The sequence below is a fragment of the Pseudescherichia sp. genome, assembly GCF_032052675.1.
Classification (GTDB): Bacteria; Pseudomonadota; Gammaproteobacteria; order Enterobacterales; family Enterobacteriaceae; genus Pseudescherichia.
This window is the reverse complement of the sequence record NZ_DAMBWA010000001.1, coordinates 362,556-375,444: the sequence shown is the minus strand read 5'-3', so window position 1 is coordinate 375,444 and position 12,889 is coordinate 362,556. Positions and strand designations below refer to the sequence as shown.

Sequence of the window (12,889 nt, the reverse complement as noted above, 5' to 3'; positions counted from 1 at the left end):
TGCATTAGCTCTAAATTTTTGCACCTAAATGAAGAGTTTCCTTGATCCCGGAAGGAGAGTGAGCAAGACTTCGTGAAACGTTTCAGCGTCATCTGCGCGATCGTTCCCGCGTCGATGACGCTCCATTTCACCAGCTAGCTGAAACGATTCAAGTTCAGCAGGAGTGGAGATTCATGTTCCAGTTATCCGTTCAGGACATCCATCCGGGCCAGCAGGCCGGTAATAAAGAAGAGGCGATTCGCCAGATAGCGGGCGAGCTGGTGCAGGCGGGCAACGTGGCTGACGGCTACGTGGCCGGTATGCTCGCGCGCGAGCAGCAGACCTCAACCTTCCTTGGCAACGGCATCGCTATTCCGCACGGCACCACTGATACCCGTGACAAGGTGCTGAAAACCGGCGTGCAGGTCTATCAGTTCCCGCAGGGCGTCCTGTGGGGGGAAGGGCAGGTAGCCTATGTCGCTATTGGTATTGCTGCCAGCTCCGATGAGCATTTGGGCCTGCTGCGCCAGCTGACCCACGTTCTGAGCGACGACGACGTGGCAGCCCAGCTGCAATCCGCCACGACTGCGGAAGAGCTGCGTGCCCTGCTGATGGGTGAAAAGCAGAGCGCTGGCATGAAGCTGGATAATGAAACCCTGACTCTCGACGTTGCAGCCAGCGATCTGGTGACGCTGCAGGCGCTGAACGCCGGACGTCTGAAAGAGGCGGGGGCGGTTGACGTTAACTTTGTGACCCGCGCCATCAGCGAACAGCCGCTGAACCTCGGCCAGGGGATCTGGCTGAACGACAGCGCCGAAGGCAACCTGCAGAGCGCCATTGCCGTCAGCCGGGCGGCAAACGCCTTTGACGTGAACGGCGAGCGCGCGGCGCTGCTGGTGAGCGTGGCGATGACCGACAACGGCCCGGAAGCGGTGCTGAAGCGTCTGGCTGACATTTTGCTGGCCAACAAAGCTGACCGTCTGCTGTCCGCTGACTCCGCCACGCTGCTGGCATTGCTCACCAGCGATGATGCGCTGAAGGCTGACGTGCTGAACGCCGAGTTTGTCGTGCGCAACGAACACGGCCTGCACGCCCGTCCAGGAACGATGCTGGTGAACACCATTAAACAGTTTAATAGCGACGTGACGGTTACCAATCTGGACGGCAGCGGCAAGCCTGCCAACGGCCGCAGCCTGATGAAGGTTGTGGCGCTGGGCGTGAAGAAGGGCCATCGCCTGCGCTTTACCGCTCAGGGTGAGGATGCTGAACAGGCGCTGAAGGCGATTGGCGAAGCCATCGCGGCCGGTCTGGGGGAGGGCGCATAATGAGCAGACGTGTTGCCACCATCACCCTTAACCCAGCCTATGACCTGGTCGGATTCACCCCGGAAATTGAGCGCGGTGAAGTCAACCTCGTGCGCACCACCGGCCTGCACGCTGCAGGTAAAGGGATCAACGTTGCCAAGGTGCTTAAAGACTTAGGGATTGACGTCACCGTCGGCGGCTTCCTCGGCAAAGATAACCAGGATGGCTTCCAGCAGCTGTTTAGCGAGCTGGGTATTGCTAACCGTTTCCAGGTAGTGCAGGGCCGTACCCGCATCAACGTTAAGCTGACCGAAAAAGACAGCGAGGTCACCGATTTCAACTTCTCCGGTTTTGAAGTGACCCCGGCGGACTGGGAACGCTTTGTCGCCGACTCCCTGAGCTGGCTGGGCCAGTTCGATATGGTCTGCGTCAGCGGCAGCCTGCCGGCCGGCGTCAGTCCGGAAGCCTTTACCGACTGGATGACGCGTCTGCGCAGCCAGTGCCCATGCATCATTTTTGACAGCAGCCGTGAGGCGCTGGTTGCCGGGCTGAAAGCCGCGCCGTGGCTGGTGAAGCCGAACCGCCGCGAGCTGGAGATCTGGGCCGGGCGTAAGCTGCCTGAGCTGAAAGATGTGATTGAAGCCGCTCATGCCCTTCGCGAGCAGGGGATCGCCCACGTGGTGATTTCGCTGGGTGCGGAAGGGGCGCTGTGGGTTAACGCTTCAGGCGAATGGATCGCCAAACCGCCGTCAATGGAGGTGGTAAGCACCGTTGGCGCAGGGGATTCGATGGTTGGTGGTCTGATTTACGGCCTGCTGATGCGTGAATCCAGTGAGCATACGTTACGCCTTGCGACCGCGGTCGCGGCGCTGGCCGTTAGCCAGAGTAACGTGGGCATTACCGATCGTACCCAGTTAGCCGCGATGATGGCGCGCGTTGACTTAAAACCTTTTAACTAACAGCAGGAGAGCATAATGAAAACGCTGCTGATTATTGACTCCGCTCTTGGACAGGCTCGCGCTTACATGGCGAAAACCCTGCTGGGTGCGGCAGCACAAAAAGCAAATCTGCAATTTATCGACAACCCGAATGAAGCGGAGCTGGCGATTGTACTCGGCTCCAGCGTGCCAAACGACAGCGCCCTGAGCGGCAAGAAGGTGTGGCTCGGCGACGTAAACCGCGCTGTAGCACATCCGGAGCTGTTCCTGAGCGAGGCGAAAAGTCACGCCGCGGTCTACAGCGCGCCGGTCGCCACTGCTGCGACTGCCGCTCCGGCGGCGAGCGGCGGCGTGAAGCGCATCGTGGCGGTGACCGCGTGCCCGACCGGCGTAGCGCACACCTTTATGGCGGCAGAAGCGATCGAAACCGAAGCCAAAAAACGCGGCTGGTGGGTGAAGGTTGAAACCCGCGGCTCCGTGGGTGCTGGCAATGCCATCACCCCAGAGGAGGTGGCCGAGGCGGATCTGGTGATCGTTGCGGCAGATATCGAAGTGGACCTGGCGAAATTTGCCGGTAAGCCGATGTATCGCACCACCACCGGCCTGGCGCTGAAGAAAACCGCGCAGGAGTTGGATAAAGCCCAGGCGGAAGCCAAGCCTTATCAGCCTTCTGGCAAAGCCCAGGCGGCGACGGAAGGGAAGAAAGAGGGTGCGGGCGCGTACCGTCACCTGCTGACCGGCGTCTCCTATATGCTGCCGATGGTCGTGGCGGGCGGTCTCTGTATCGCCCTGTCATTCGCCTTTGGTATTGAAGCGTTTAAAACCCCTGATACCCTGGCCGCTGCGCTGATGCAGATCGGTGGCGGCTCGGCGTTCGCGCTGATGGTACCGGTACTGGCAGGTTACATTGCGTTCTCTATTGCCGACCGTCCGGGTCTCACCCCGGGCCTGATTGGCGGCATGCTGGCCGTCAGCACCGGCTCCGGCTTTATCGGCGGTATCATTGCGGGCTTCCTTGCCGGCTATGTGGCGAAGGCGATCAGCCAGAAGCTGAAGCTGCCGCCGAGCATGGAGGCGCTGAAGCCAATCCTGATCATTCCGCTCTTCTCCAGCCTGGTGGTTGGCCTGGCGATGATCTACCTGATCGGCAAACCGGTTGCAGGCATCCTGACGGGCCTGACCCACTGGCTGCAGACTATGGGTACGGCGAATGCGGTCCTGCTGGGGGCGATCCTCGGTGGCATGATGTGTACTGACATGGGCGGTCCGGTTAACAAAGCGGCTTATGCCTTCGGCGTTGGCCTGCTGAGTACCCAGACCTATGCGCCGATGGCCGCTATCATGGCAGCGGGCATGGTACCGCCGCTGGCGATGGGTGTGGCAACGATGGTGGCCCGTAAGAAGTTTGATAAAGGGCAGCAGGAGGGTGGCAAAGCCGCGCTGGTGCTGGGCCTGTGCTTCATCTCCGAAGGGGCGATTCCATTCGCCGCGCGCGATCCGATGCGGGTGATCCCGTGCTGCATCGTGGGTGGCGCGGTGACCGGGGCTATCTCGATGGCGATTGGCGCGAAGCTGATGGCGCCGCACGGCGGTCTGTTTGTGCTGCTGATCCCGGGTGCTATTACGCCGGTGCTGGGCTACCTGGTGGCCATCGTTGCCGGTACGCTGCTGGCGGGTCTGGCTTACGCCTTCCTGAAGCGTCCGGAAGCGGAGATGGCGGTGAAAACCGCGTAACGCGTGCGGGATCAAAAAAGGCAGCCCACGGGCTGCCTTTTTTTGCGCCCGGTGGCGCTACGCTTACCGGCCTACAAGACCGTGAGATTTTGTAAGCCGAGCAAAGCGAAGCCACCGTCCGGCATTAAGAACATACAGCGACAGAGACGCCACTTTATGCTCGATATTAAAGCAAGGTGTTGGGTCCGGCTGAAAATTGCTGAGGCGTTCACTTACGGCCGGGGCAGCCCGCATGGATGCGGGCTGAGGGCGTGACTTACAGGGACGTTGCATCTCGCCCGACCCGAAAGCCGAAAGGGATAAGCCGAGGGAACCGCGCAGCGGCGATTTTCCCTGCCGGGAGCCCGGGTCGCCGGGGTGGTGGCGGTGAGCCACCCTGGCACGTTCACGTGTACAACTTTCTCAGATAAGCAGGGTAGTTGAGGTGAACGGAAACCACTGCGGGCTCGTATATTCTTCCTGCTTTTTTTACGCCCGGTGGCGCTACGCTTACCGGGCCTACAGGATCGTGCAGTTTGTAGGCCGGGCAAGGCGTAGCCGCCGCCCGGCGTTCCTGTCTTAAACCGTGGCTGTCTGCACCTGCTGCGCCTTCAGCCACGCAATCTCTTCATCCCAGATATCTGAGTTAATGGTCTCGAGGATCAGCGGAATACCGTCGAAGCGGGCGTCCTGCATGATCCAGCTAAAGGCTTCGTGGCCAATATTGCCTTCGCCCAGGCTGTGATGGCGGTCGACGCGGCTGGCAAAGGCGCTTTTGGCATCGTTGAGGTGCATTCCCCGTAAATACTGGAAGCCGACGATCCGCTCAAACTCGGCAAAGGTCTTTTCACAGGCCTCGCTGCCGCGCAGATCGTACCCCGCCGCAAAGGCGTGGCAGGTATCGATGCAGACGCCGACGCGGGACTTATCCTCTACGCCGTCAATAATTGCCGCCAGGTGCTCAAACTTAAAGCCGAGGTTGCTGCCCTGGCCTGCGGTATTCTCAATCACCGCCGTGACGCCCTCGGTTTTATCCAGCGCGATGTTGATCGACTCGGCGATGCGCGCCAGGCATTCATCCTCTGGGATCTGCATCAGGTGGCTACCGGGGTGGAAGTTCAGCAGGGTGAGCCCCAGCTGCTCGCAGCGCTGCATCTCATCAATGAAGGCTTCCCGGGACTTCTCCAGCGCTTCGGCTACCGGGTGCCCCAGATTAATCAGATAACTGTCGTGGGGCAGGATCTGGCCCGGACCAAAGCGGTGTTTTTCGCAGGCGGCCTTAAACTCGTTGATTGTCGCGCCACTGAGCGCCGCCGCCCGCCACTGGCGCTGGTTTTTGGTAAACAGGGCAAAGGCGGTGGCCCCGATCTCTGCCGCACGTACGGCAGCATTTGCCACGCCACCCGCCGCGCTAACATGCGCGCCAATAAATTTCATCTACTACTCCTGTAAAACCCGCAGGTAAAAACAAAGGCGTATGATAGCGGGTTCGCTACAGTAGAATGTATTGATTTATGCCATTAGATAATGAACCGCCAGGTTGATGGCGTCGCCGCCGACAATTAGCCAGGTAAAGAGCAGTAGCGCCATCAGCAACGGCCGTGCCCCTGCTTTGCGAATTGCGCTAACGTGGGTGGTTACGCCCAGCGCCGCCATTGCCATTGCCAGCAGCAGGGTATCCAGCGTAATCAGCATATCGATAGCGGCTTTCGGCAGCAGGCCGAAGGAGTTAAACACCGCAACCGCAATAAACAGGATCGCAAACCACGGGATCGTAATCTTGCTGCGTTGACCGTCGTTAGTCGGGGCCAGCTGCTTCACGCGGGCCGCAAGCAGGATGAGAAACGGTGCCAGCATCATTACGCGCAGCATTTTCGCAATGACCGCTGCACTCTCTGTTTCCGGGCTAACGGCATGGCCTGCGGCAACCACCTGAGCGACCTCGTGCATGGTCGATCCTATATAGATGCCGTAGCTCTCGGGGGTAAACCAGTGCGTAACCAGGGGATAGAGGGCCGGGTAGATGAAAATAGCCAGCGTGCCGAAAATCATTACCGTGGCAATGGCCACTGTCACCTTGCTGGATTCGGCTTTCAGCACCGGCTCGGTAGCCAACACCGCCGCCGCGCCGCAGATGCTGCTGCCTGCGCCGATCAGCCAGCTGGTGTGCTTGTCGAGGCCGAACACTTTCTGCCCCAGCAGGCAGGCCAGTAAAAAGGTGCTGGAGAGGGTCAGTACGTCAATAACGATGCCGCTGACGCCGACGTCAGCAATCTGAGAGAACGTCAGGCGAAAGCCATACAGAATGATCCCCAGCCGCAGCAGGTGCTGTTTGGCAAACACAATCCCGCCCTCGCAGGGCTGTCCAATCTGCGGATAAAGGATGTTGCCGAGCACCATCCCGATTAAAATAGCCAGCGAAAGCGCGCTAAAACCGGCACCGGAAACCGCAGGGATCGTGCCGCTCCACAGCGCCACGCCAGCAACGGCAGCGCTTAGCGCCAGGCCTGGCACGAGATGCCCCACGCTACGATGATGTTTTAATGTAAGTTCAGCCATAACCTTCTCCTCTGTCGGGATAAAAAGGTTACGTCGGGCTGGCTTAAAAATAAAATTGATTATATATTTATAATCAATCTATATAAGTGGTAAGTGCGATGCTTGCCCGACAGGATCCTGACCATGCATATCACCCTGCGCCAGCTGGCCGTCTTTGCTGAAGTGCTGAAAAGCGGCTCAACAACCCAGGCTTCCCAGATGCTCGCGCTTTCGCAGTCGGCGGTCAGCGCGGCCCTGACCGATCTGGAGGGGCAGCTTGGTGTGCAGCTTTTTGACCGGGTTGGCAAGCGGCTGGTGGTTAACGAGCATGGGCGACTGCTCTATCCCCGCGCGCTGGCCCTCCTTGAACAGGCCACAGAAATAGAGCAGCTGTTCCGGGAAGATAACGGGGCGATCCGCGTCTACGCCAGCAGCACCATCGGCAACTATATCCTGCCGGAGATCATCGCCCGCTACCGTCGCGACTTTCCAGGACTGCCGCTGGAGATGAGCGTAGGTAACAGTCAGGACGTGATTAATGCGGTAGCGGATTTCCGCGTGGATATTGGCCTGATTGAGGGGCCGTGCCATACCGCCGAGATTGTATCCGAGCCCTGGCTGGAGGATGAGCTGGTGGTGTTTGCCTCCCCGGCCTCGCCGCTGTTGCAGGGCGATGTCACGCTGGAGCGCCTTGCCAGTGCGCCGTGGATCCTGCGCGAACGCGGATCCGGTACCCGCGAGCTGGTTGACTATCTGCTGCTCTCCCACCTGCCACAGTTTCATCTCGGCATGGAGCTGGGCAACTCCGAAGCCATTAAACATGCGGTGCGCCACGGGCTGGGTATTAGCTGCCTGTCACGCCGGGTGATTGCCGAGCAGCTGGAGACCGGCACGCTTAAGGAGATTGCCATTCCGCTGCCGCGCCTGGTGCGTACGCTGTGGCGCATCCATCACCGGCAGAAGCACCTCTCCAACGCCCTGAAGCGTTTTCTGCGTTACTGTGAAATATAAGGGATTCTGTGCTTTACTTATAATCCATTACCGATCATGAAGCTCTCTTATAACCGCATATTTGAGCCAGAAGGATGTGGTGACGTCTGCTACAATCCCGCCTCATTTTTTTGATGGATAGCATTTTCATATGGTTTCCGAAACTAAAACCACACAAGCGCCCACGCTTCGCCGTGAACTCAAGGCGCGTCATCTGACCATGATCGCAATTGGCGGATCGATTGGTACAGGTCTTTTCGTTGCCAGTGGCGCAACCATCTCCCAGGCGGGCCCGGGCGGCGCGCTGCTCTCTTATATATTGATTGGCCTTATGGTTTACTTCCTGATGACCAGTCTCGGCGAGCTGGCGGCCTATATGCCGGTATCCGGTTCGTTTGCAACCTACGGCCAGAAGTATGTGGAAGAGGGCTTTGGCTTCGCGCTGGGCTGGAACTACTGGTACAACTGGGCGGTGACTATCGCTGTCGACCTGGTCGCCGCGCAGCTGGTGATGAGCTGGTGGTTCCCGGACACGCCGGGCTGGATCTGGAGCGCGCTGTTCTTAACCGTCATCGTGTTGCTGAACTGGATCTCCGTGAAGGGCTTTGGCGAGGCGGAGTACTGGTTCTCGCTAATTAAGGTGGCTACCGTCATTATCTTTATCATCGTCGGCGTGATGATGATCCTCGGCATCTTCCACGGTGCAAAACCGGCTGGCTGGAGCAACTGGGGCATTGGCGACGCGCCGTTTGCCGGCGGTTTTGCCGCCATGATTGGCGTCGCGATGATTGTAGGCTTCTCCTTCCAGGGTACCGAGCTGATCGGTATTGCGGCGGGCGAGTCAGAGGATCCAGAGAAGAATATTCCGCGCGCGGTGCGTCAGGTGTTCTGGCGTATCCTGCTGTTCTATGTATTCGCTATTCTGATTATTAGCCTGATCATCCCCTATACCGATCCGAGCCTGCTGCGTAACGATGTGAAAGACATCAGCGTCAGCCCGTTCACCCTGGTATTCGAACATGCGGGCCTGCTCTCAGCGGCGGCGATAATGAACGCGGTGATCCTGACGGCGGTCCTCTCTGCGGGTAACTCGGGGATGTATGCCTCTACGCGTATGCTCTACACTCTCGCCTGCGACGGTAAGGCGCCGCGTATTTTCGCCCGTCTCTCTAAGGGCGGCGTACCGCGTAACGCCCTGTATGCGACGACGGTGATTGCCGGGCTCTGCTTCCTGACCTCAATGTTTGGCAACCAGACGGTTTACCTGTGGCTGCTGAACACCTCGGGCATGACCGGGTTTATCGCCTGGCTGGGGATTGCCATCAGCCACTACCGTTTCCGTCGCGGCTACGTGATGCAGGGCCATAGCCTGAGCGATCTGCCGTACCGCTCCGGTTTCTTCCCGCTGGGGCCCATCTTCGCCTTTGTGCTCTGCCTGATTATCACGCTGGGTCAAAACTACCAGGCCTTCCTAGAAGACACCATCGACTGGGGCGGGGTCGCGGCGACCTATATTGGAATTCCGCTGTTCCTGATCATCTGGTTCGGCTACAAGCTGACCCGCGGAACGAAATTTGTCAGCTACAAGGACATGGAGTTCCCGAAAAGATTTAACAAATAAATCCTTTCACAATCAAGCCCTTTCATTTTGAAAGGGCTTTTTTTTGCCCATCATTTCTCCATAAATCCTCGCGTTGACATAACTTTTAACAATTAAATTGATAATCATTATTATTTGCTTTATCGTTACGCTCATCCTGCCAACGTAGCGGGAATCAGATAAAACCTTGTGAGCAAAACTTCTTAGATTTGTTGTAGTTATCTCATGGAGAAATGGAATGTTTAGGTTGAATCCCATCGTGCGGGGAGGGCTTTGTGCGTCCGCAATGGCGCTGGCGCTGCCCGCTTTTGCCGTCGACAGCGAATCCGACACCCTGGTCGTGACCGCCGCCGCCACCGAGCAGAATCTGAAAGATGCCCCGGCCAGCATTAGCGTTGTGACGCAGCAGGATCTGCAGCGCCGGCCGGTCAATAATCTGAAGGATGTGCTTCAGGACGTACCGGGCGTACAGCTCACCAACGAGGGGGATAACCGTAAAGGCGTCAGCATTCGTGGCCTCGACAGCAGCTATACCCTGATCCTGATCGACGGCAAACGCGTCAACTCCCGTAACGCGGTCTTCCGCCATAACGACTTTGACCTGAACTGGATCCCGGTAGATGCCATTGAGCGTATTGAAGTCGTTCGCGGCCCGATGTCCTCGCTGTATGGTTCTGACGCGCTGGGCGGCGTCGTCAATATTATTACCAAAAAGGTTGGCCAGCAGTGGACGGGCACCCTCTCCGCTGATACCACCCTCCAGGAGAAGCGCGATCGCGGGGACACTTACAACGGCCAGTTCTATACCAGCGGTCCGCTGGTGGATGGCGTGCTGGGCGTGAAAGCCTTTGGCAGCGTGGCAAAGCGTGAAAAAGATAAGCAGGAGCCGTCAGACACCACCGCGACCGGCGAGACTCCGCGCATCGAGGGCTTTACCAGCCGCGATGCAAACGTAGAGTTTGCCTGGACGCCCTCCGAAAATCATGACTTTACCGCCGGGTATGGCTTTGACCGTCAGGACCGGGACTCCGACTCTCTCGATCGCAACCGTCTTGAGCGGGAAAACTACTCTCTTAGCCACAACGGCCGCTGGGACGTCGGCACCAGCGAGCTAAAGTTCTACGGCGAGAAGGTGGATAATAAGAGTCCGGGTAGCAAACCCATTACCTCAGAAAACAATACCGTGGATGGCAAATACGTCCTGCCGCTGGAGATGATTAATCAGTTCGTGACCGTCGGCGGCGAATGGCGTCACGACAAGCTCAAGGATCCGGTTAACCTGACCGGGGGGAGCAGCAGCAACACCTCCGCCAGCCAGTATGCACTGTTTATTGAAGACGAGTGGCGTATTTTCGAGCCGCTGGCGCTGACCACCGGCATTCGTATGGACGATCATGAAACCTACGGTGATCACTACAGCCCGCGCGCCTACCTGGTCTATAACGCCACCGATACTGTGACCGTCAAAGGCGGTTGGGCCACCGCGTTTAAAGCGCCCTCCTTGTTACAACTTAGCCCGGACTGGGCCACCAACTCCTGCCGCGGCAGCTGCCGGATTGTGGGCAGCCCGGATCTGAAACCGGAAACCAGCGAAAGTTTTGAGCTGGGTCTTTACTACAGCGGGGAAGAGGGCTGGCTGGAGGGGGTGGAAGGCAGTATTACCACCTTTCAGAACGACGTTGACGATATGATCAGCATCAACCGTACCGCTGATGCCGCAGCCGCACCGTCCTACTCCAACTTTGTCGGCTTCTACACCAACGCCAACGGCCGCCGCGTCCCGACGTTCCGCTACTTCAACGTTAACAAAGCGCGCATTCGTGGCGTAGAGACCGAGCTGAAGGTGCCGTTTGACGATGCCTGGAAGCTGACCCTGAACTACACCTATAACGACGGTCGCGATCTCAGCGACGGCGGCGATAAACCGCTGCAAGAGCTGCCGTTCCACACTGCAAACGGTACCCTGGACTGGCAGGCGATGCAGGACTGGTCGTTCTACGTATCCGGTAACTATACCGGTGAGAAGCGTGACGTCAGCAACACCGGGAAAACCCCGGGCGGCTACGTGATCTGGAACGCGGGTGGCGCATGGCAGGCGACCAAAAACGTCAAGCTGCGTGCGGGGGTGCTTAACCTTACAGATAAAGATTTGAGCCGCGACGACTACAGCTATAACGAAGATGGCCGTCGTTATTTCATGGCGGTAGATTATCGTTTTTGATAGATACAAAAAAATAGGGGGGTGCCAGCCCCCCTGAAAATTACAACTTATTTCTTATTGTCAGAGGAGAGAGAGTATCTTACTAAAGCAATAATAATGGCTCTGATTTTATAGGGCCCAATAAATCCGGTAATAATCCCTATTAACGGGAAGATGAGATGATAGTGGTTGCCACGAATTAACACATCTAAAAAAGCCAGCGCGCTGACAACGCAGACTAAGCTGCTTATAATAATATTCCCTGGTGATGCTTTTTCTATGTACCCTGACCAACAGGATACGATAAACGCACTCAGACCGCAAAAAGTAGCCAATGGATGGCTAAGCAAGAATAAAATCAAACTAACGAGGTAGCTCATTATGGGTAACGCCTGATTTATTTAAATCGGCAAATACCGTAGACATTACCTGTGCTGTCTCTTTGTTATTTTTTACTTTCCACTGCGAATAGAACCATAATCTTTTACTGATGACGCTGCGCTTTAACACGGTGGTGTCGTCGACGTTGAGCAGGCTTAATAGCGGATCCGTTGAAATGATAACCGCATGATGGTTGTTAACTCTATCCATCATATCGATGAGATCGCTGTTACAAATTTTTTTGATATCCCTGAACTTTATTTTATCCTGCACAAAGAGTTCGGTCACGCTGCTGTCTGCATCAAAGTCATGGTATACGTCAATTTCCCCTCCGCGTAACATTTTTTCACAGGCGGCGGACGTCGAGTTGATAGAGATATCAAAGGATACCGGCTCGGATCGGGCATACTGGCTGAGAAAATTTTTATCAGCTATCACAATGTCATAGAAATGGAGCTCTGAGGAGAGATCGTCCTGCTTTATCTCATCGGCAAGAGTAAATTCATTATTGATATTGTTGTTTGATAGCGCCACGCTTAGGTGGCTTATTATTGATTTTGGTATACTGCGACTGCACATTATACGCGTGACGGGCAACCCGTCGTCGGTATGCATACAGTGTTCGATTTTAACCAGATCGTTATAGTAGGGCACGATCTTGTTATAAAGAATGGTACCAAATTTACTGGGTGTCATACCCTCCTTGGTTCTGATAAACAGTGGGATCCCCAGCGCCTGCTCAATATCTGAGATGGCCTTGCTCATAGGCGTTCTCGATATATGCATACGCTGGCAGGCCTTACTTACGCTGCCTTCCTCCATTACCGCTATAAAGTACTTAAGCTTATTAGAGATAAAAAGGTTCATTACTCCCTCCGACAGTGTGAATACTGCATCACAGGTAAGTTAACACTGAACAACATAGTGAAGATGTGCATTTTCTATAGGCATATGCCTGAGAATGGTGCGGCTATTGTATCGAGTTACATTTTTTTAACCTCAAAAAATAAAGATCGTTACGATTTATATATTTAATCAATGGGTGTTGGCTATCTATTTGATTTGTCAATAAATACACGGCTGACAGGCGTCACGCTTGACGTTTAAGAGAAATAAAAGGTTTCTGAAAGAGGTAAAAACGAGGGGCATTTCTGGAAAAGAGTTTTAGTTTTTGTTGGGACGATCACGGATATATTTTGTCACGGAAAGGAAATGCTTTAGCACCCTGATAGATCAGTTAAATAAG

General features: G+C 56.2%; 10 protein-coding genes. 6 read left to right on the top strand and 4 right to left on the bottom strand.

What is annotated here, in order from left to right:
• The first annotated feature begins 173 nt into the window (after window positions 1-173).
• From fruB to fruA, 3 genes are read left to right on the top strand one after another with little or no spacing between them, the layout of a single operon-like run.
• Entirely contained in the window at window positions 174-1,304 is a 1,131-nt protein-coding gene (gene fruB / locus RTX96_RS01780) for a fused PTS fructose transporter subunit IIA/HPr protein (protein ID WP_312669948.1), read from the top strand.
• Complete coding sequence (gene fruK / locus RTX96_RS01775; RefSeq protein WP_042389694.1) at window positions 1,304-2,242, top strand: 1-phosphofructokinase; 939 nt, start codon at window positions 1,304-1,306, stop codon at window positions 2,240-2,242. Before fruB ends, fruK begins: the two co-directional genes overlap by 1 nt.
• A 15-nt stretch (window positions 2,243-2,257) precedes the next feature.
• On the top strand, window positions 2,258-3,955 hold the full coding sequence (gene fruA, locus RTX96_RS01770; RefSeq protein WP_103819062.1) for a PTS fructose transporter subunit IIBC: 1,698 nt from the start codon (window positions 2,258-2,260) through the stop codon (window positions 3,953-3,955).
• Window positions 3,956-4,513: 558 nt separating this feature from the next.
• Here the strand turns inward: fruA and nfo are convergent.
• Window positions 4,514-5,371, bottom strand: coding sequence for a deoxyribonuclease IV (nfo, locus tag RTX96_RS01765; RefSeq protein ID WP_312669947.1), 858 nt, complete (start codon window positions 5,369-5,371; stop codon window positions 4,514-4,516).
• Between the two features lie 75 nt (window positions 5,372-5,446).
• The gene (locus tag RTX96_RS01760; protein ID WP_312669946.1) at window positions 5,447-6,493 is read right to left on the bottom strand and encodes a YeiH family putative sulfate export transporter; all 1,047 of its coding nucleotides are present in this window, start codon (window positions 6,491-6,493) and stop codon (window positions 5,447-5,449) included.
• A 123-nt stretch (window positions 6,494-6,616) separates the two neighbouring features.
• Here RTX96_RS01760 and yieE point away from each other — a divergent pair, with 123 nt between their 5' ends.
• The 3 genes from yieE to cirA all read left to right on the top strand — a co-directional run bounded on the left by yieE (window position 6,617) and on the right by cirA (window position 11,283).
• Window positions 6,617-7,483: a DNA-binding transcriptional regulator YeiE gene (yieE, locus tag RTX96_RS01755; RefSeq protein WP_312669945.1), complete on the top strand. Its 867-nt coding sequence runs from the start codon at window positions 6,617-6,619 to the stop codon at window positions 7,481-7,483.
• 130 nt (window positions 7,484-7,613) lie between these two features.
• On the top strand, window positions 7,614-9,083 hold the full coding sequence (locus tag RTX96_RS01750) for an amino acid permease (RefSeq protein WP_103819066.1): 1,470 nt from the start codon (window positions 7,614-7,616) through the stop codon (window positions 9,081-9,083).
• A 217-nt stretch (window positions 9,084-9,300) separates the two neighbouring features.
• On the top strand, window positions 9,301-11,283 hold the full coding sequence (gene cirA / locus RTX96_RS01745; RefSeq protein WP_312669944.1) for a catecholate siderophore receptor CirA: 1,983 nt from the start codon (window positions 9,301-9,303) through the stop codon (window positions 11,281-11,283).
• Window positions 11,284-11,330: 47 nt separating this feature from the next.
• Here the strand turns inward: cirA and RTX96_RS01740 are convergent, their stop codons facing one another.
• Together RTX96_RS01740 and RTX96_RS01735 are read right to left on the bottom strand one after the other, a co-directional pair.
• Window positions 11,331-11,642 carry a phage holin family protein gene (locus RTX96_RS01740; protein ID WP_103819068.1) on the bottom strand — a complete coding sequence of 104 codons (312 nt, stop codon included), beginning with the start codon at window positions 11,640-11,642 and terminating at the stop codon, window positions 11,331-11,333.
• Window positions 11,626-12,510: a LysR family transcriptional regulator gene (locus RTX96_RS01735; RefSeq protein WP_312669943.1), complete on the bottom strand. Its 885-nt coding sequence runs from the start codon at window positions 12,508-12,510 to the stop codon at window positions 11,626-11,628. Before RTX96_RS01735 ends, RTX96_RS01740 begins: the two co-directional genes overlap by 17 nt.
• Between the last annotated feature and the right edge of the window lie 379 nt (window positions 12,511-12,889).

Bases quoted from the DNA above. Each gene is read 5' to 3' on its own strand.
- RTX96_RS01750 (WP_103819066.1), top strand. From the start codon at position 7,614: ATGGTTTCCGAAACTAAAACCACACAAGCGCCCACGCTTCGCCGTGAA.
- RTX96_RS01760 (WP_312669946.1), bottom strand. From the start codon at position 6,493: ATGGCTGAACTTACATTAAAACATCATCGTAGCGTGGGGCATCTCGTG.
- fruA (WP_103819062.1), top strand. From the start codon at position 2,258: ATGAAAACGCTGCTGATTATTGACTCCGCTCTTGGACAGGCTCGCGCT.
- RTX96_RS01740 (WP_103819068.1), bottom strand. From the start codon at position 11,642: ATGAGCTACCTCGTTAGTTTGATTTTATTCTTGCTTAGCCATCCATTG.
- nfo (WP_312669947.1), bottom strand. From the start codon at position 5,371: ATGAAATTTATTGGCGCGCATGTTAGCGCGGCGGGTGGCGTGGCAAAT.
- fruB (WP_312669948.1), top strand. From the start codon at position 174: ATGTTCCAGTTATCCGTTCAGGACATCCATCCGGGCCAGCAGGCCGGT.
- RTX96_RS01735 (WP_312669943.1), bottom strand. From the start codon at position 12,510: ATGAACCTTTTTATCTCTAATAAGCTTAAGTACTTTATAGCGGTAATG.
- fruK (WP_042389694.1), top strand. From the start codon at position 1,304: ATGAGCAGACGTGTTGCCACCATCACCCTTAACCCAGCCTATGACCTG.
- cirA (WP_312669944.1), top strand. From the start codon at position 9,301: ATGTTTAGGTTGAATCCCATCGTGCGGGGAGGGCTTTGTGCGTCCGCA.
- yieE (WP_312669945.1), top strand. From the start codon at position 6,617: ATGCATATCACCCTGCGCCAGCTGGCCGTCTTTGCTGAAGTGCTGAAA.